This window comes from Chryseotalea sanaruensis (assembly GCF_003990915.1).
Classification (GTDB): Bacteria; Bacteroidota; Bacteroidia; order Cytophagales; family Cyclobacteriaceae; genus Chryseotalea; species Chryseotalea sanaruensis.
Genome location: NZ_BHXQ01000004.1, coordinates 442,981 through 462,212 on the forward strand (window position 1 = coordinate 442,981; position 19,232 = coordinate 462,212).

13 protein-coding genes are annotated in these 19,232 nt (G+C 38.8%); 6 read left to right on the forward strand and 7 right to left on the reverse strand.

Annotated elements, in window-relative coordinates:
- Nucleotides 1–56: 56 nt before the first annotated feature.
- The 3 genes from SanaruYs_RS12630 to SanaruYs_RS12640 form a co-directional block, all read right to left on the reverse strand.
- Nucleotides 57–416 carry a YciI family protein gene (locus tag SanaruYs_RS12630; RefSeq protein WP_127122921.1) on the reverse strand — a complete coding sequence of 120 codons (360 nt, stop codon included), beginning with the start codon at nucleotides 414–416 and terminating at the stop codon, nucleotides 57–59.
- A 595-nt stretch (nucleotides 417–1,011) separates the two neighbouring features.
- Nucleotides 1,012–5,484, reverse strand: coding sequence for a beta propeller repeat protein (locus tag SanaruYs_RS12635; protein ID WP_127122922.1), 4,473 nt, complete (start codon nucleotides 5,482–5,484; stop codon nucleotides 1,012–1,014).
- 121 nt (nucleotides 5,485–5,605) lie between these two features.
- Nucleotides 5,606–7,144, reverse strand: coding sequence for a T9SS type A sorting domain-containing protein (locus SanaruYs_RS12640; protein ID WP_127122923.1), 1,539 nt, complete (start codon nucleotides 7,142–7,144; stop codon nucleotides 5,606–5,608).
- A gap of 825 nt (nucleotides 7,145–7,969) precedes the next feature.
- Here SanaruYs_RS12640 and SanaruYs_RS12645 point away from each other — a divergent pair.
- The 4 genes from SanaruYs_RS12645 to SanaruYs_RS12660 all read left to right on the forward strand — a co-directional run bounded on the left by SanaruYs_RS12645 (nucleotide 7,970) and on the right by SanaruYs_RS12660 (nucleotide 14,240).
- Nucleotides 7,970–9,580, forward strand: a complete 1,611-nt coding sequence (locus SanaruYs_RS12645) for a hypothetical protein (RefSeq protein ID WP_127122924.1) — start codon at nucleotides 7,970–7,972, stop codon at nucleotides 9,578–9,580.
- A gap of 21 nt (nucleotides 9,581–9,601) precedes the next feature.
- Nucleotides 9,602–11,830 carry a zinc-dependent metalloprotease gene (locus SanaruYs_RS12650; protein WP_127122925.1) on the forward strand — a complete coding sequence of 743 codons (2,229 nt, stop codon included), beginning with the start codon at nucleotides 9,602–9,604 and terminating at the stop codon, nucleotides 11,828–11,830.
- A gap of 54 nt (nucleotides 11,831–11,884) precedes the next feature.
- Nucleotides 11,885–13,447, forward strand: coding sequence for an alpha/beta hydrolase (locus SanaruYs_RS12655; RefSeq protein WP_127122926.1), 1,563 nt, complete (start codon nucleotides 11,885–11,887; stop codon nucleotides 13,445–13,447).
- Between the two features lie 319 nt (nucleotides 13,448–13,766).
- On the forward strand, nucleotides 13,767–14,240 hold the full coding sequence (locus SanaruYs_RS12660; RefSeq protein ID WP_127122927.1) for a DUF456 domain-containing protein: 474 nt from the start codon (nucleotides 13,767–13,769) through the stop codon (nucleotides 14,238–14,240).
- 25 nt (nucleotides 14,241–14,265) lie between these two features.
- Here SanaruYs_RS12660 and SanaruYs_RS12665 read toward each other — a convergent pair whose 3' ends face one another.
- The 3 genes from SanaruYs_RS12665 to ettA all read right to left on the reverse strand — a co-directional run bounded on the left by SanaruYs_RS12665 (nucleotide 14,266) and on the right by ettA (nucleotide 17,646).
- Nucleotides 14,266–15,330: an META domain-containing protein gene (locus tag SanaruYs_RS12665; protein WP_127122928.1), complete on the reverse strand. Its 1,065-nt coding sequence runs from the start codon at nucleotides 15,328–15,330 to the stop codon at nucleotides 14,266–14,268.
- 194 nt (nucleotides 15,331–15,524) lie between these two features.
- Nucleotides 15,525–15,893 (reverse strand): DMT family protein, encoded by a 369-nt coding sequence (locus SanaruYs_RS12670; RefSeq protein ID WP_127122929.1) that lies wholly within the window; start codon nucleotides 15,891–15,893, stop codon nucleotides 15,525–15,527.
- Between the two features lie 70 nt (nucleotides 15,894–15,963).
- A complete protein-coding gene (gene ettA / locus SanaruYs_RS12675) occupies nucleotides 15,964–17,646 on the reverse strand; it encodes an energy-dependent translational throttle protein EttA (RefSeq protein WP_127122930.1) in 1,683 nt (560 codons plus the stop codon).
- A 239-nt stretch (nucleotides 17,647–17,885) separates the two neighbouring features.
- Here ettA and SanaruYs_RS12680 point away from each other — a divergent pair, with 239 nt between their 5' ends.
- The gene (locus SanaruYs_RS12680) at nucleotides 17,886–18,107 is read left to right on the forward strand and encodes a DUF2795 domain-containing protein (protein WP_127122931.1); all 222 of its coding nucleotides are present in this window, start codon (nucleotides 17,886–17,888) and stop codon (nucleotides 18,105–18,107) included.
- 126 nt (nucleotides 18,108–18,233) lie between these two features.
- On the opposite strand, the gene SanaruYs_RS12685 is transcribed toward SanaruYs_RS12680, so the two are convergent.
- Nucleotides 18,234–18,917: a 2-C-methyl-D-erythritol 4-phosphate cytidylyltransferase gene (locus SanaruYs_RS12685; protein ID WP_306307934.1), complete on the reverse strand. Its 684-nt coding sequence runs from the start codon at nucleotides 18,915–18,917 to the stop codon at nucleotides 18,234–18,236.
- 24 nt (nucleotides 18,918–18,941) lie between these two features.
- On the opposite strand from SanaruYs_RS12685, the gene SanaruYs_RS12690 reads away from it, so the two are divergent.
- A complete protein-coding gene (locus tag SanaruYs_RS12690) occupies nucleotides 18,942–19,199 on the forward strand; it encodes a hypothetical protein (RefSeq protein ID WP_127122932.1) in 258 nt (85 codons plus the stop codon).
- Nucleotides 19,200–19,232 lie beyond the last annotated feature (33 nt).

Here is a 19,232-nt window from a genome sequence, read left to right on the forward strand (position 1 = left end):
CCGAACAATATAAACTTCAAGAATCATTGGTCAGAGGCATAGATTAAGTGTCAGGCTTACTGATCAATTTTCATAATCTCACGTATTTCAACAGTGCCATCATCTGCATTCAACTGCGGACAATCTTTCGACAAGTCAACGGCTTCATCGTAACTTTCTGCTTTGATGATTACATAACCGCCTACAACATCTTTGCCTTCTATGTATGGGCCATCGGTAACTTTCTTCTTTGTGCCATGTAATACTTTTCCTTCCGGATACAATGGCTCGCCACCCATTAATTTGTTTTGAGCTGCTAACTTACCCATCCAGGTATTCCAGAGAGCCATTTCGCTTTGCATCTGCTCTGGCGACTGATTAGCAAATTGCTCTTGACTTTGAGCGGAGTTGCGGAAAACAAGCATGAAATCTTTCATAATTTTTTACGTTAAGTGTTTATCGTTTTATGGTACTATGACGATCAGCAAAGTGGAATATGGACACATCTGTGAAAATATTTTCTACGGATTCGTCAAGATACCTAAATACTGCATAAATTCTCTTGATGGTTGTAGAGCTTGGTTTAAAAATATTGGCCCTTGAACCTACTCAATTTTATTGACCTGTTTCCAACTGAAGTTATTTGTAAGAGTCATTTTAGCGACTACGTTCCGTAAAAGACGTAATTTATAAAGAAATGTCAATGAAGTGATGATTAGTTATAATGCGGCAAATGAAAGTGTTGATGAACCCAAATGGGTACACATTGCAATTACCAATGTTAAAGAAATCTTCAGGAACTTGTCATGTCCTCAAGGGAAAGTACCAGAAAAAAGACTTTGATAGACTCTATTTTAAAATCAACAGATGACTACAATAATCTATTTGGCAATTTTGTCATTAACTTAATCTAGTGTTTGACTACAGAACAGACCGGCCATTTTAATATTATAAATGTAGATTTCTCCAATGGCCGCCATCAGTTTTTTCTAATGGCTATTTTGACATAATAGTATTTCAACAATCATCAGGTTAATTCCTGATGATTGTTGTGCTTTGTGTTCTCTTGGATTTATCGTCTGGAATAATCCTTATGTATGCCAGTTTAGTTAAGACTTTATCAATACCTATTTCAATAGACTCGTTGACTACTCCGGCTCTTGTCCGCGAAATCAGTTTCCCATTGCCATCAACTAATTCAATGACTACTGATTCATAATTGGTTAAAACACTAAGGTTGCCGCCAGTTGTATATGGGTTTGGATAAACGGAAAAAGAATTTTCTATAGAAAGTCTGGACATTAAAAGATCGGGGGCAGGTTCAATGCAAACATTGTCGAATTCAAATCCTCCAGTAAATGATGGTGGTCCGAATTTAGCATAGTGCTGAAACCGTATTACAAAATCACGGGTAGCGCACAGATCATTTGCTTGCATCAGTTCGGTAAGATTCAACACTATATTCTGATATACATTGTGAACATTGGTATTCAAGTTATAGACTTTGACAAATGTCAGTCCCCCATCGTCAGAAAGGTAAACGCCATTCGCGTTTTGTACGTCTGTGTTATTCAGTGATTTCCAATCAAACGATAATTCAAGTGGGTCATTGGATGTACTTATATCAATACGCAAGTCCGCTCGCATTTGGTCATAGCTAATGGACGAAGGCCCTGAATTCATGATAAGCTTCCCACTGCCTTTAACCAATGGGTTATAGTCTACCCTCACTACACCGTCATTGGTTTTGGAAAGGCTCCAGCTTTGTAAAAAATTGCCTGAGAAAGGTTCGCAATAGGGAGTGCTGGCAATTCCACCTTTGTCGATCATCAGATTATCAATTAACACAAGCTCTCCAGGCTGCTGATATTGCTGGAATTTCAAGACCATTGTTTCTGTCAGTGTGATGTTATTTTCTTGCGCTAATTCTGACAGGTTAAAAGTATAATAAGCAAAGTCATTTGACTTTGTTATGTTTGCAATTTGCGAAAATGTCTTTCCCCTATCATTTGACAAAAATAGCCCAGAGTTAAAAGACGGATCAACATTTTCTTCAGTTAATCCTCCTATTTCATAATTATCTTTATAGGCAAATGATAAGGTTATAGAGCCTAATACATTTGAAAGGTTGATTCCAAGCCATGCTTCATTTAACGATGGGACATCATTGATCAGTGTGCGCATAACAAGTTTGCCCTCAGAACAAAAGTCAGCATAAGCATTACTCTGCGTAGCAACGATTTGGCTATACGCAGTGCTTGCATATTTTTCCCAGAACGATGGACTTAAAGGATTTTCAAAATTCTCCTTAAAAGGTATCGAAGTATAGTCTCCAGTGTAGGGCGATTCTATAATTGATACATTGTCGAAAGCAAGTCCCCCAGCCATTGGAGGTCCATACTTGCCATAATGTTGAAACTTGATTACAAAATTTCTTGTAGGACAAAGACCCAGGTCATTTATTGTTTCTTTAAGCATTATTGTTTCCTTTCGATAGACAAAATGTTCTTCTGTATTCAAGTCTAGGACTTTTACAAATGAAGCTCCTCCGTTATCTGAGAAGTAAACACCATTTGAGGCGTGATGCTCATTGCCAAAGGACTTCCAATCGAATGTTAACGCTGCAGGCACATCATCGCGAAGGTCGATTGTCAGTCTTGCTTGATTCAGATCATATCCGATTTGAGAAGAACCACCAAACATTACCAAATGAGAGGGAACGCTTTGCGGAATATATTCGCTCGATTTTTTTACCTCACCATCACCTGTGCTTTGGAATGTCCAGTAGGGATTTGTTCTTAAACTGAAACTTTCCAGAATTGGAACTTGAGCCGCGGTGTTTTTATCAATCGTCAAGTTGTCAATCAGTGATGTTTGATTAGGTTGCTGATACAGCTGGAATTTGAGCATCATGAATTGAGTAAGAGCCAGACCTTGGCTTGCAGCCAGTGCAGATAAATCAAGTGTCTGATAAGTGTATTCGTTAACAGGCAAGAAGTCCGATATCTTTACAAAAGAATAGCCAGCATTGTTTGAAAGAAATATTCCACTTAAACCCGCGTTAGGATCCGCGTAACCACCAATTTCTTCATTGGCATTATTGTCTTTATAGGCAAACGAAACAATTACTGGCTCTGAAACATTTTTAAGATCGAGCTTTAATGTTGCTGAATTTAAACTTGGATTCGGGTTTGTAATAGTTCGAAGCAATAGTTTCCCATTGCCGCAAAAGTTATCATAAGCAATACTAATCGTTTTAGTAACCTCACCAAAGAATGTGCTGGTATTGGTTATCCAATGCTCCTCATCAAGAGGAGATTCAAAATTTTGAGAATAGGGAACGGTAACAAAATCACCACCTGGCTCATCCTGTCGATTCAGCTCCCATATTCCCCTTCCGTAGGTGAAAATCACAAATTTTCCATCCGATGTAGCTCGAATATCATCTACTCTCACATTAGGTATGTCGCTTACCTTTACCCAAAGGCCACCTTGATCGAGGGTCTCATAAACTCCATAGGGTGTTCCAATGATCATATTGTTGGGCCACACAGGATTGATTGCGATTGAATTTACAGGAAGCCCTGGTGGTATTCCACTTGATCTTTGTGTTGCCTGACCGTTGTCAGGACCCTCCGGGCCCTCAATTTGAATATCAACATTGCTCAATTTCCAAACTTTAGCATGGTTTGCGCTTTGAGAGTTTGAAGTGATAAAGAGTTCTTCTGTTTGTGGATGTACTGCAATAGACGAAATTGCTCCAAGAGGTAAATCTTCGGGCAATTTCCAGCTCAAGTCAATTTCCTCTCCGGCTGATGCGGTAGCGGCATTAACCATTTTACCCAATTTATTGACTATCGGATATACATTAAGGCCAGCATAATAAAGGGTGGGATTAACAGTGTTTCCAACTCGAATCGCAGTCGGGACAAAATCAGATATAATGGTTTCCCATGATTCGCCAGAATCTGTTGTACGCTTTATGCCGCCATCGATAAAATATAATTGTTCATCATCCGCCTCATTCATTGCAAAAATCGTAGAAATTGCAACATTGGCGTCTCCCGGATTAGGTCCAATTTGTTCATACTCAGGATTGTCACTCAATAGGTTATTCCACACATAAATGTGACCATTCTGAATACTTCCATAAGCCTTGTTCGGATTCTGACGACTGATCCAGCAACTAAAGCCATCCGCGCCTCGAATGTTCTTCCATTCTCCATCAGCAAATAACCATGTGCCATTATCTTGTGTGCCTCCAATAACCATTCCGTTGTAAGCATCACCAAAGTAGAATTGTGTCGTGCCGTAAGTCTCGTTCAGGTCTTCTGGTTCATCAGTAATGGCAGACCAGTTTTTTCTCCATATTCCCCCATCGTTTCCAATGATGAATTCATCAGGATTTGCTGGATGTTGAAGAAAAATTTGTTGGTCGGCATGGCCTGCGGGAAATGGATTCCACGAACTACCGCCATCCGTAGAATATTGACCAAAACCAGATATTCCTCCGATGCCAATAAATTCCGGATCGTTTTTCTTTACAACGATGGCCATAAATTGACCAGCCTGATGACCTAAATCCGGAACGCCAGATACACCAGTCCAATTTGTACCGCCAGCTTCTGATTTCATCAAAAAATAATCGCCACTATTCTTTCCAAGCACATAAACATGATCAGGAAAGTCATAGGAGTAGGCAATTTTAGCAACGAGTGCGCTGCTATAACCTGTAAAGGGCTCATAATTGGCAAAGCTAAAGCTCAACGGATCGCCATCTTGAGACGAGTAAATACCCTGATTATTTGTAGCCAGCACTTTTCCTGAGGGAAGGCAGACAACATCAAACACTTCACCATCCATTAATTCGATCCATGAGAGACCTCCATTGGTTGACTTTAACAAACCGTCATTTGTAGCAGCAAAGATGGTGTTGTTACTCACTTTTGAGTGTTCTAAATCAAAGACATCAACAACCCCGTTTGGCAGTGCTATTTCTGTAAATGTTGCTCCTCCATCAATTGATTTGAAAATATTGTCATCGGCATCCGTCCCAAAATATATTACCTCGGGATCAAAAAGATTTTGTGTTATGCTTGTATAATTCAGCGTTTTGTGTTGATCGTTTACAGCATTCCAGGAGGCTCCATTATCTAATGACAAAAATAATCCACTTGTAGTGCTACCAGCGAAAATCCGGTTGGTGTTAGCCACATCGATCAGGATTCCAGTAGTTCTTCCGCCAACCTTATCAGGTCCTAGAAAAGTTGCGCTCAATCCATTAAAATATGCCTGATCAAGCTGTTTAAGAATTTTCTGGTCATGTTCTTCCCATGACTGTATCATCTCATTTGTGATCTGAAACTTTTCATATTTTACAAAATCAACCAGTGGTGCTTCGGCATCGGTATTGTCTTTGAGAAAAATTGTACTTAGCAAAGCTGAAGTAAACAGTAAAGAAAAGACCCATAACCATTTTCTATTTGTGAAATAACAAGATGTCATAATCTGTTTAAAGTTTGTAGTAAATGGTTTTCATTTTTTAATAAATTATCATGGGGCACATTTGAATACACTATTAAATTGATTGAATAGTAGTTGTCTTTATTTCAATAAGTTGACTGTACTATCGTTTGATCACTGGTCGAGTTAAGGATTTACGTTTACCACCACCATCTGTTAAGCTAATCTTCAACATATAGAGATCTGCATTAAGCTCGCTCAAATCGATTTGATTATTAGAAGTAGTCAATTGCTTTTTTCCAACTGTTTTTCCAATTGAATTTACAATCTCAACTACGACATCAGTAAAATTTTCCTGCCATTGCATGCTTATCATATTCGTTGTTGGGTTCGGAAAAATTTCGAATTCCATGCCTTCGAAAAGTATTTCAGACTTCGCGGATATTTCTTCTTCTGTTTTTATTCTCGATCCGCCCTGGTTTTCATAATTGAACGGTAAGGTTATGAATACCTGTTGAATTACAGGGTGGGCAAAAGCAAGATAACCGTTGTAGGAACTAACTATTGAACTGCTAATAGGGATGGCAGTCCCATGAAGCGAAAAAACGTCAGAGTTTTCAGATGAACGCCATCCAATCAATATTCTATCCTCACCACTAAATATTTCCGCCACTGCTTCGCCACCAAAACCTAGCATTTGCGGCTTTATGTAAACAGGCGCTCCGTCTATAGCAGGATCATTCGCTGTGCAATAAAATATGAAAGGATCATAGTCATAAACGGATTGCAAACTGTATGCGACACCATTGTGATTTACTTTAAGAACGCTGTTGATGTCGTTGAACTGATGGGCAATAATTCTGTCGCCACTTGAGGAAATGTCGTAAATGATCAAACCCGGTACACCCACGGTCGTTCTTGTTTTAAATTGACCATCATTGTTGTCAAGCCCATACAGAGTAATACTACTACTCATCTTAGAAAAATCGCACCCATTATATGGCCAGCTTGCTTGCTTGTAGTCCGTTTGTGCTACAACCACTAGCGCATCATCCTTATCGGTTACGCCTTGAAGGGCTTCAATAGCATACACTTCTTTACAATTCCAAAAGGAGTCTGCCCATGGTATCACTGCAGAATCACCAAAAGTATTTCCATCTAATTTGAACACATTCATCCCACTCACGGTGTTACCCTCATGCCTCCATGATACAAAAAGAAAACGCGTATTGTCTGTTCGTTTTTGAGTGATTGCAACACCCGTTATGTAGGATCCTGGCATGTCAGGAAAGATCACTCTGCGCGCTAGGTGTTGATAGGCCCCACTGCCGTCTTTTCTGAATACGTTTACTAATTTTTTGTCATCGGCAGTGGTAAATGCCACCGCTGCATACTCCTCATTCATCACTGCAGGATTTTTTCCATAGCTGATGGGGCCTGCATAAGGAGAGTAAAGATCTACCGCTAAAAAAGTAGTTGAACTCCAGGTATCTTTAGTGTGCCATTGAATGATTTCCACATTTCCGTTTTCATAAGCCAATGTTGCGTGAGCAGGCGCATTCGCGATGTCTTTAATCTCTGAATTAAAAGACCCCACTGCACCCATCCACCAATCTGGTTCAAAGGCAGGTGTGCATGGCTGTCCCTTGGTAAAAAATATAATACAAACAATTAGTAATACTGTGATTATTATCTTCTTCATAAGTCTATCTTTTTTTTAATATCAATAAAACAGAACTAGTAAACTAACGTATTCAATGTTGTTGATGGAAATGGATTTTAATTTATACTAATTGAACCTAAGAGCAACGCCAATAATGTAAGATTCAATACAGATGAATTGTTTGATTTTCAACAGAAGTTTATAGCATAGAAGACATTAATTCCAAGATTCAGATTGATTTACTCCGGAAACTTCAAAAGCCCACTACTGGTGATTGGATGCAAATGGGAAGTTACTCAATTGGAGTTAATGGGCTTAACTGTGCAAAGTTCAAGATGCTCTCATTCATCCTCGAGATAACGTATTCATGCGATATAAAGAGAAACATGTAAACTTATGTTTTCGATTTGTGAAAATGTCTTCCCCGATAATTGAACGAAATGGTTGCGAGGTAAATGCTGGATCAGTATTCTCTTCAGCTAATCCTTCTATTTAATAATTATTTTTATAAGCAACCAAAATGGTTTAAAAATGTTGCGTAAGGTTCAATTAGAGTTAATTAATTCCTGCACTTTATATTATTTATTGAGTTATCACCTAATTCAAGCTGTTCTTAATAATCAACTAAGGTGTGTGTTGATAAATTCACAAATTGTGAAAACGTTCTTACACGATCAATATTCTATGATTGTAGCTCATTAATATTTAAACAAGATTAAATCGTAAACTGTAGGTACGCCAATAGATTAGGTTCCAACTTATTTTTAATGGTAGTTTGTCTTTACAAGTACTTTTCCACCCTAAGGTTATTGCTTGAAAAATTGATATCGAAAAAAAATTTATGCAAACCCTAAACCAATAAGTATGAACAGAATGAAACAGTACTTGATTCGAAATATTTTCATGGGCTTTATTTGCACGATGGTTATTTCATCTTGCGATCTTCATCAGCAAAAACAAAATGAACTTATAGAACCAGATGTAGAAGCGTTTCAAAATACCAATCTTGAAATGATTAAAGGAGAGATAGTTCCAATTATAAACGGATCATACGGGGATGTAGATAGTGGAATGTATGCAGAGTACTATTATCCTGGCAACCAAACTAATTTGCCACTCGTAGTGATTGCTCACGCAGATAATGATGATAACCCTAATTTTGGACCTTCGAATTATCAGGCATTAGGAACAGCATTGGCGGAACAAGGTTCGTTTGTAGTTAGCATTGATAGAAGATCACTTCCGAATTTGGATGAAGGTGTTATTCAGATGTATGATTTACTTCAAACTCATTTAAAATATATCTATAACGTTTGGAATGGAGAGATCTTAAATATTGGACAATCTATTATAAATGAGAATCAAACACCACTTATCGCTCACGATGTAATGCTTATTGGTCATAGTGCGGGCGGTAGAGCATTTATTTTCAAGGGAAAATCTGCGGTAAATGATTTAAGCTTACAACTTAAGGCAATTATCGGAATAGCTCCAACCATGCATGCAGGCGTATTGGATTTTGATATTTTCGATATTCCTTTTTTTATCATTCAAGGAAATAGTGATGCGGATGCGAACGAATGTATGCATTACGGAAATACTTTAACGTCACCAATCGATTGGAAGCTCGCCAAAGTACCTGTTTTGGAGAATGAGAAAGCCGCAATTCATGGCGGGGCAGAGAGGGCTTACATATTATTAAATGTAGGGGAGCATTGGATTCAGGACTTGCCAACCAGAACAATTGAATATTGCAAAGCTATTCTTTCGGCCTTTTTAAAAGGTGATCGAAGTTCTTTCGATAACACATTTCGCTATCAGATTGACAACATTGATAATTCGAATATTTTGTATTGGAACAATGAAGATGCGATGTACTTTGAGGCTAATACCGGAGTACTTCCGGCAGGATCAAAATTTGCAACTATTTTTGCTGATGGCATTAACTATGAAAAAATCCAGTCTAACCTTTTGCTTGGTTCTACCCTACAAACAAAATCCCTACATTTTTCTAATGTGCTAAAAGCAACGCTAGGACTCAATGCTGTAGAGGGAAATAGACTTAAGTTTATGCTAAGTGAACCCACGAGCAATGCCAATTATGTAAGGTTCAATGCAGGTGAATTATTTGATTTTTCAACAGAAGATTATAATGTAGAAGGCATTAATCCAAGAATCAGACTGATTTACTCCGGAAACTTCAAAAGACCCCTTACTAGTGATTGGATGCAAATGGTAAGTTACTCATTTAGAGTTAATGGACTTAATTGTGGAAAAATTCAAAACGCTCCAATTCATCCTTTTTCTTTAGCAGGATGCAATCCCAAAAGAAACATCATGCAAACTTATGTAATAGGACTTAATGAGTTCACAGGAGGCGCTATAGGTGCCGATGTAATAGGTATTGAATTCGACTTCACCAATACACTTGGTAGTAAACGCTTGGTGTTTGATGATCTTGCTTTTATGAATTAAAATAAACCAACCCAAACGAATATGAAAAGAATAAAACCAGCAATCATGGTATTATTGATGTTAACAATAGTATCAATAACACTGTTTGCTCAAAGAAACGAGATCATTCCGGGTGAAAAAATCAAATCGGATGTAATCTATCCAACCATTAATGGTTCTCAACAAGAATTTATTAAGCAATTCGAAAAATGGATGAGCGACCATTCAGGTCCTGAACGAAACCATGATGATGATGGAGATGATCATGGCAGGATTTATATTCCTGTGATAGTTCACATAATTCATTCTGGAGAAATTATTGGCAATGGATATAATTTATCCAAGCAAAGAATACATGATCAGATTGCCATCCTTAACAGAGATATGCGAAGAGAGAATTTGGATGCTGCTTTGGTAAGACCAGCCTTTTTGCCAGTAGTTGGAGTTTCATTGAACCTTGAATTTGTACCTGCCACCCTAGACCCCAATGGATTGCCGTTAAAGGAACCCGGAATAAACCGTGTGAAACGACCCTATAAAGAATGGATGGTTATGGAAGACAACACCAATGAGGTTTCCGTTTTAAAAAACCAAATAGGATGGCCTACCTATGATTATCTGAATATCTATGTGATGGATCTCATGGGAGGGCTAAATGGTATTGCATGGTTTCCGCATCCTTTTTTTTCGGGCGTAGGTGGAATTAGCATTCCGGAAGCATATGATGAGAATTTAGACGGCATAATAATGGATACCCACTCATTTGGTTCTAATTATGACCTGCTTGACAATCCAATTCCTTTACCTTATTTGGATTTGAAACCAGAAAGGCAAACTGGCAGAATATTAACACATGAAGTAGGTCATTGGTTAGGCTTGCACCATATTTGGGGAGATAAAGGAGAATGGGATTTTTGTAAGGATACAGATTATGTGGACGATACCCCAAATCAGTTTTACGCTACATCATATCTGAATCTTTGTAATCAGAATTATGAGCTTAATACCTGTAATGATGGCCCTGGCGATTTGCCAGATATGTTCGAAAATCATATGGACTATTCTTCAGAACATTGCTTAAACTCTTTTACCAATGGGCAGGTAGTCAGGAAGGCAATCGTGCTCGCCCATGACCCTTTAAGAAAAAAGCAGAGTAAATCTGATAAAGCAGAACCCATCGATGAAGCTAAAATATATGCAGGTTTCCGCATGAGTAAAAAAGAGGTTTGTCTAGGGGAGTCAGTTCAGTTTTTGGATAAATCCTATACTGGTGCACTTGCAGATCCTATTACTAAATACTTTTGGTTGTTTGATATTGGTGGCATGTGGACTATCGCAAGTGAGAAAAAGAACCCTGTTATTGATTTTCCTTTTGCTGGAACTTGTAAAGTAAAACTTTTAATCGATAACGGAACAATAACAGATGTAGTAGAACAAACCCTTTGGGTAAGGGGGATAAGAGATACCTATCCTCAGATATTTGATTTTGAAACATTTTATCAAGGTTGGACCACACCAACCTCCAAACGTTATATCAAGATCACAGATCATGCAGCCTATGAAGGAGAACAATGCATATTAGCAGATTTTAATAACTATCCAGGTATCTCTATTGTCACTGAGCCGGAACATTTCATGTCTCCAATTTTTGATTTCAGTCAATTAACTGAGGAGGATTTGAACATTAGTTTTAAATATGCCCATACAGGTTATAATAGCGGTATTCCTGATGGCCATTATGCATCAATAAAGTTGGCCTATAGTACCGATTGCGCTTCTACGTTTACAGAAATATGGAGTAGGAATGGAGAAGATGCATCTACAACCAATCCCAAAAAAGAGCCAATGGTTGACTTAAATTGGTACCTTGAAATATCAGATTGGGATACAGTTCAGGTAGATATCAACTCACTAAAGGGGCAAGACCAAGTTATTTTTCAGTTTACTTTTGAAAATGAAAATGAGCATTCTTACGGCATCTACCTAGATGACATACAAATAGTGCAGACACCATTTGGTTTGGAAGAACTCAAACGCTCGAACACAGTTTTCCCCAACCCTGCAGAATCCGGGAGCAAGGTAAAGGTGAATAGCCCTAAGATCGGTTCATTCATTGAAATATTGGATGATAAGGGCAGTAAGGTTTACGAAGGATGGAACAATCAATCATCAGAAAATGATTTTGAATTACCACCACTAAAGCGTGGATTATACATTATCAAAATTAAGTATAGCAATAAAATGGAGATCAAAAAACTCTTTATAAAATAAGATATAGCTTGAGGCCCTTCGCAAAGCGAAGGGCCTTTTTAAACCTTTTAAGCCATGACTTCAAAAAAATATTGTGGATATTTATTTATCATCTTCATTAGCATCATTTCTTGCACAAGTTCATTTGTCGATGAACCAACTTTATATACTAAGAATTACGAATCTGTCAACATTGAAAATGGTTTCAATATTTTTGCACCAATAGTTACTACACACACATTTGAATTTGAAGAAGTATTAGACGGTGCCACTGAAACCTTCAGAGGTAAAAATTATTACCCCACCAATAATTCAGGGAATCTTCCCTTAATAATCATTCTTCATGCGGATGGTTTGCAAGGAGATAGTGAGGACTATCATCTACAGTATGAAACCCTTGCTGTTGACCTGGCTCTTTCAGGATTCTTCGTGCTATCCGCCAATCGGGTTAAATCAAACAACTATCAAGACGAGCACCTGGCGCCTCATGTTATCAGAGAATACATCGCGTATTTATACGAACACTACAACAATGAAATAATATTAGATAATTTATACACGCCACCTCCCTTGGGGCAATTTTCGTTGATTGGCAAAGATGTGATGTTTATCGGACACAGTGCGGGAGGAAGGGCGATCCTTACTTACAGTAAATCCACGATTGAATCGCTAGAACAAAGCCCATTAAACCTAAAAGCACTTGGCCTAATTGCACCCACTATTCCTGATGATATGCCGCACCAGGGAAATCTGCCCATTTTTATTGTTCAAGGTAATCAAGATACTGATGGAAACGACTGCAACCATTTTGGCAGCGTAGTAAATCCACTTAGCTATAAAGTGTCGCTATTAGAAGAAAAGACCAGTGCTGCAAGAGCCTATATTTTGTTCAAGGGCTATCAGTTTTTCCACTATATACAAAATAGGAATGCCACCATTGAAGTTTTAAAAATTGTTGCAAAAGCATTTCTAAAAAGTCAAACTCAGGACTTACAAAACTATATTGTGCTTCAAGAACAAAGCTTGACCTCACTTGATGCTCAATTATCTGATTCGTATATTCTATATTGGAGACCTAACAATATTTTACCGAACCCAACGACTCATTCTGCTATTGGCTTGAGTGTACTGTACGGACCGTCTGCCCAACACTTGGGGATCGACAATTCTATTACAAAATCCTTAAACTTGGCCAATTCTTATCGGATTACCAGAGGGGGCATACTCAATGTCAAAAATCCATCCCGAAGTGTTACATTCTCTTTTACTAATCCGATTTCTGTAACAGGTATCAACTATCTGCATTTCAGAGCCGGAGAACTTGTTAATCAGGATATTGGAGAATTGCATTCCCTTGTTGGCATTGGGGGCAAAGTGAGGCTCATATACAATGAAATGATTTTTGGTTCGGGCTACGCCACAAGCGAATGGGTAGATTTAACAACTTCTATTGGAAACATCAATAGTCTAGATATTCCTTTTTGTCCTCGCAACTCCATGAGGTCATACACCATCCCTGTATCTATCTTCAATGTGGTTGGTAATAAAAACGTTTTAAGGGTACAGTTCGATTTTACAGGTGAGATTGTAGAGGGGCAGGATAGGGTGTATTTAAATGATATTTACTTTTTACAATAATGAATTCAGGTGGATAAAGGTGCGTCAATCAATCCCCAAGTCTCTATGGTTTACTATATAGATTCCGACTATGAAAAGAATTATGTCATAATTTGACAAATAAAAATCGCCAACTTAACTTTAATTTAGATTGAATCAGTTAATGACTTTCATTGTCAGAGTGAGACGATAAATGTCTGACCTGACCGTAACTTAATGAGTTAAACCTTGCCAATGCTTACGGTAATTTAACCATTCGTCAGATTTACGAAAGGTTCCGTTAAATGCTAATGAATAATCTAAGTTTAATTTACTGAAAGCTTTTCAAACCCTAAGAAAAATGGATGTTTTCTGGCTGATAATTGGAATTCTACTGCTGCTGGCGGGCTTAGTTGGCTGTCTTTTGCCATTGTTGCCTGGCCCACCACTTACCTATGCAGGACTTCTGGTTTTGCAATTAAGAGAGGTATCTCCATTTTCCACGAAGTTTTTGTTGATATGGGCTGCCATTGTTGTGGTGGTTACAGTGTTGGATTACGTTATACCAATTTACGGTACAAAGAAATTTGGAGGCAGTAATGCAGGTGTATGGGGTTGCACTATAGGCTTAGTGGCTGGTTTCTGGTTAGGACCTTTTGGTATTATTATCGGGCCTTTTATTGGTGCATACATTGGCGAATGGATGTCCATGGGCAATCCGGACAAAGCACTTCGCGCAGCCATCGGTTCCTTCTTAGGTTTTTTAACAGGCACCTTATTAAAGCTAGTTGTCTGCGGTATAATGACCTACTACTTTATTGTTAGTCTTTGGTAGTGAAAATTCTGTACCAAGTGTAGTTTTATTTACTAGCGAACTCTGCGACTACTTCATCTCCCTTCAACAATAGCAAATGATCGGATTCGAATTTGTAACCACTAACATCATTGAGTGCACTTAAGAAAGCGCCTTCTTTATTTTTACCCATACACATCATGCGTGTTGTGGCAAGCGGTAAAAAATTGAGTAAACCTGTTTCATCTGCTTTATAGTTACCAGTAAGTCTGTTACAACCGCTATAGCCACTTACTTTTTTGTTGAATGCTTCAAAATTAAGTTCCGGTAGTTCCTTTGCATAGTCTTCCACATTAGCAACCTCTCCATTAAGACTTACCAATTGCCAGGTGCCAGAAAGTTGATAGGCCGGATTAATAAACTCACCGCATCCTGATTCAAGCTCCCCATTATTAAAATTAATTTCAACTGCATAATCACTGTATGCGCCTGACATATTATTAATACAGCCTACCGGAGAGAATTTAACAGACAATTGTTTTTCGCCTTCAATAACCTGTAGTTGTGTAGTATTGCCGTCAAGTACAGGTGAAGGTGTTTTACTAACAATGCTATCACTTTCCAGTGTGGTAAAGCGAAGCGTTCCATTAAAATCAATTTCTAAATTCCAGTAGGGTTCATTGCCTCGCGCAATAAAATCGATACCTGCTTTTATTTCATTACTTCTGTCTTTCTTTCCTTCAGGTTCGCCTTTATTTAATCTATAATAGTTAGCCAACTCACCCTTTATGCGCTTACCATCCTGACTGAGTATGATTAACCCACTGTTTTCATGCAGATAATGTTGTTGTTTTCCATGTGCAGTAGTAACAAGTACTGAATCATTTTCAATGCTCCATTGCCCCATATCAAAAAACGCACGACTACTCTTACCCAAGTATTTAGAAGACTTAATGAAAGTAATAGAATCAATGAATTCAATTTTTGTATAGATACCTTCGCAATCGGCACAAGGGGTTACACCTGTGTAAACGCCCATTATTTTTTGTGCAGTAACAGGTTCTTTAGTTTCTTTTTTGTTTTGGGTTGAACAAGCAGCTAACAGAATAAAAAGGCAGACAAATTTTTTCATGGCTTCGGATTTAATACAAATGGCGTTTAGTTAAGCTTCCGAATTCGTCCTCTCCACAGGAGAGTATCTGAGGTTAGCCTGCCTGCATGTAGCCGTTTCGGCAAAGGCAAGGCCATAAGAGGCTTAATTAAGCGACATTCGATTTTATACTAAAAGATAATGAATTTTTACCGGAGACAAAAGACTGTCTTAGTTCACTTTTTAAACATAAAGTAAACGGCAAGAATAAGCAGCACAAAGGCGATTAAGTGATTGAAACGGAATGTTTCTGTTTTGAAAAAGACGAGCGAAAAAATAACAAACACGCTAAGTGTAATTACTTCCTGAATTACTTTTAACTGAACCAAAGAGAAAGGCCCGCCATTTTCTTTGAACCCTATACGATTAGCAGGTACTTGTAATATGTATTCAAACAAAGCGATACCCCAACTGATAAGAATGATACTAATTAGTCCAAGACTCTCGCTCCACTTCATGTCTTTAAACTTTAAATGACCATACCAGGCCAGGGTCATAAAGGCATTGGAGAGTGTGAGGAGGATGATGGTGTAGAGGGATTTCATTAAGTAGTTGTTCGTTGTTAGTTGATAGTTGTTGGTGGTGCGATCAACCAACAACTATCAACGGTCAACATTATTTAACTAGTTTCTTATACTTAATCCTATGCGGTTGTTCATCACCTAAACGCTTGCGTCTGTTCTCTTCGTACTCGCTAAAGGTACCCTCATACCAGAATACTTGTGAGTCGCCTTCGAAAGCGAGAATGTGTGTACAGACACGATCAAGGAACCAGCGATCGTGAGAAATAATTACAGCACAACCACCAAAGTTTTCCAAACCTTCTTCTAACGCACGGAGTGTGTTTACATCCAGGTCGTTGGTAGGTTCATCTAGTAACAACAAGTTACCACCTTGTTTCAAGGCAATCGCTAAGTGTACACGGTTACGCATACCACCCGAAAGTTCTTTCACTTTTTTCTGCTGATCGTTACCACCGAAATTAAATTTGCCTACATAAGCACGCGCATTCATTTCTTTGCCACCAATCATGATCAGATCATTGCCACCCGTGATAGCCTGAAAAACAGTTTCTTCAGGTTTTAAATCATCGTGCTCCTGATCTACATAAGCGATTTGCACTGTTTCACCTACTTTAAATGTTCCGGCATCTGGTTTTTCTTTACCAGTGATCATTTTAAACAAAGTGGTTTTACCTGCACCGTTAGGACCGATAATACCTACTATACCTGCAGGAGGTAAAGTGAAATTCAAATTTTCATACAACAGTTTATCTCCATAAGCTTTAGCAACACCTTGTGCTTCAATCACGACATTGCCCAAGCGCGGACCTGGTGGTATGTAAAGCTCTAATTTCTCTTCCTTCTCGCGGCCTTCTTGTCCTATTAACTTCTCGTAGTTATTCAAACGTGCTTTACCTTTTGCCTGACGTCCTTTCGGATTCATGCGCACCCATTCCAATTCTCTTTCTAATGCTTTCTGACGCTTGCTTTCAGATTTCTCTTCTTGTGCCAAACGCTTCTGCTTCTGATCTAACCATGAAGAATAATTGCCTTTCCATGGAATACCTTCTCCACGATCCAATTCAAGAATCCATCCCGCTACATTGTCGAGGAAGTAACGATCGTGGGTAACTGCGATAACAGTTCCCTTGTATTGTTTTAAGTGTTGCTCTAACCAGTAAACAGATTCTGCATCCAAGTGGTTAGTAGGTTCATCAAGTAAAAGCACATCCGGTTCTTGCAATAACAAGCGGCATAAGGCTACACGCCTTTTCTCACCACCCGATAAGTGTTCAACGTTGGCATCAGCAGGAGGGCAACGTAATGCATCCATGGCACGCTCCAGTTTATTATCCAGTTCCCAGGCACCAATGGCGTCCAGTTTTTCTTGCACCTCTCCCTGGCGGGTAATCAGTTTGTCCATGGCATCCGGATTTTCCATGATATCCGGATCGGCAAACTTTTCGTTGATGGTTTCAAATTCTTTTAGCAGATCCATGATAGGCTGAACACCCTCTTCAACGATCTCTTTTACTGTTTTACTTTTATCCAGTTGAGGTTCTTGCTCAAGCAAACCAACACTAAAGCTTAGGTCAGAGACAACCTCACCTTGAAATTCTTTATCGATACCGGCAATAATGCGCAATAGCGATGATTTACCAGATCCGTTTAAACCGAGCACGCCAATTTTGGCACCGTAAAAGAAGGAGAGGTAGATATTTTTTAAGACCTGTTTTTGTGGAGGGTAAATTTTACTCACCCCGGTCATTGAGAAGATTATTTTTTCGTCAGCCATGATCTGTTTTCAAATAAGAAGGCAAATATGGGAAAAAGTAGGCGACAGTTGACAGCTTGTAGGTTATGGCTTAATAATTAAGTGCGATTAATCTGAAACTTTAGGTTACAAAAAGCGGTTTTAAAGCATTGAAATCAACTTTTTGTCAAGCGGTCGACAGTTAATAGATGACAGGCCTGGCAAGTAGTTTGTTTCTATCAGATTAATTCTATTTTTGCGGAAAATTAAAGGCTTATACTATGTACTGGACTCTCGAACTTGCCTCCTACCTGGAAGATGCGCCTTGGCCGGCTACTAAAGAAGAGTTGATTGACTATGCCATCCGCACGGGAGCTCCCCTGGAGGTAGTTGAGAACTTGCAAGAGTTGGAAGACGATGGTCAACCTTTTGAAAGTATTGAGGAGATCTGGCCGGATTACCCGACCAAAGAGGATTTCTTTTTTAACGAAGACGAATATTGATTCGGTGATTTGAGAATTTGAAGATTTGAAGATGGCCTCCTGTTGGGGGCTTTTTCTTTTTTAGCCTCTAGCTTCTAGCCTCTAGCTGGTCTAAAGTCTTACGTCTAACGTCTTATGTCTAAAATCTTACGTCTTGCTTCTGTCATCCATCAGCGCCTTCGCCACCACCAAATCCTCAGGAGTAGTAATTTTAATATTCTCGTAACTGCCTTCGAATAAAGAAATAACATGCCCGGCACGCTCTGCCACACTCGCATCGTCCGTCAGGCTGGCATCTTCCTTGCCTTCGTAGGCTTGTTTGATTAAGGCGGTTTTGAAGGTTTGCGGTGTCTGGATTAAACGAAAGCGCGACCGATCCATAGCTTTTGTATTGTCCTGATCGGTCATACGAATTGACTCTTTCAAACGCACAGCGGCTACGGCAGAATCGTGCACTGCTGCCAGTCGGTAAGATGCACCAATGATGTCCTCGCTAACCAGGGGTCTTACGCCATCGTGTATAGCCACAAGGCCTTCGCCTTCAATCAGACTCAAACCATTCTTTACAGATTGAAAGCGTGAATCGCCACCTTTTTGAAGTTTGATGTTTTTTTTGAAATTATGTTTTACGCACAATTCCTCCCAAAGCTGAAAGTCATCTTCAGGCAATACCAGAATAACTTCAGTATTCGCGTTATAGCGATAAAAGGCATTGATGGTATGCATGAGCACAGGTAAGCCACTGAGTGCCAAAAACTGTTTAGGTAATTTAGTTTTCATGCGAGTGCCTTTACCACCGGCAACTATGAGTGCGTATTCTTTCAAATTCATATTTTTGCTAAAATATCAATTGCTATGATTATCCTTCGCTTTTTAGTGCTTCTTTTTAATGTTGTGGTTATAACCCTGCTTGTTTACAACATGATTCAATTATACAAAAGAGACATACCATCTTCTAAAAAGAATGTAATATGGTTTGCAGGTGGTGTATTATTGATAGTGCCACTGGCTATCATTTTCGGAATCATTCCCTTTTCTATGGTCTACCTGCTTATTTATCCGGTAGCTGTATCATTCTTCATTTATCTGATCAGGGAAGAGAAGGTTTTGTAACAGCTTAAAATAAAGAAGCCATTTCATTGAAAT

Coding starts and splice junctions, on each gene's coding strand:
- SanaruYs_RS12630 (WP_127122921.1), bottom strand. CDS start 416: ATGAAAGATTTCATGCTTGTTTTCCGCAACTCCGCTCAAAGTCAAGAG.
- SanaruYs_RS12635 (WP_127122922.1), bottom strand. CDS start 5,484: ATGACATCTTGTTATTTCACAAATAGAAAATGGTTATGGGTCTTTTCT.
- SanaruYs_RS12640 (WP_127122923.1), bottom strand. CDS start 7,144: ATGAAGAAGATAATAATCACAGTATTACTAATTGTTTGTATTATATTT.
- SanaruYs_RS12645 (WP_127122924.1), top strand. CDS start 7,970: ATGAACAGAATGAAACAGTACTTGATTCGAAATATTTTCATGGGCTTT.
- SanaruYs_RS12650 (WP_127122925.1), top strand. CDS start 9,602: ATGAAAAGAATAAAACCAGCAATCATGGTATTATTGATGTTAACAATA.
- SanaruYs_RS12655 (WP_127122926.1), top strand. CDS start 11,885: ATGACTTCAAAAAAATATTGTGGATATTTATTTATCATCTTCATTAGC.
- SanaruYs_RS12660 (WP_127122927.1), top strand. CDS start 13,767: ATGGATGTTTTCTGGCTGATAATTGGAATTCTACTGCTGCTGGCGGGC.
- SanaruYs_RS12665 (WP_127122928.1), bottom strand. CDS start 15,330: ATGAAAAAATTTGTCTGCCTTTTTATTCTGTTAGCTGCTTGTTCAACC.
- SanaruYs_RS12670 (WP_127122929.1), bottom strand. CDS start 15,893: ATGAAATCCCTCTACACCATCATCCTCCTCACACTCTCCAATGCCTTT.
- ettA (WP_127122930.1), bottom strand. CDS start 17,646: ATGGCTGACGAAAAAATAATCTTCTCAATGACCGGGGTGAGTAAAATT.
- SanaruYs_RS12680 (WP_127122931.1), top strand. CDS start 17,886: ATGTACTGGACTCTCGAACTTGCCTCCTACCTGGAAGATGCGCCTTGG.
- SanaruYs_RS12685 (WP_306307934.1), bottom strand. CDS start 18,917: ATGAATTTGAAAGAATACGCACTCATAGTTGCCGGTGGTAAAGGCACT.
- SanaruYs_RS12690 (WP_127122932.1), top strand. CDS start 18,942: ATGATTATCCTTCGCTTTTTAGTGCTTCTTTTTAATGTTGTGGTTATA.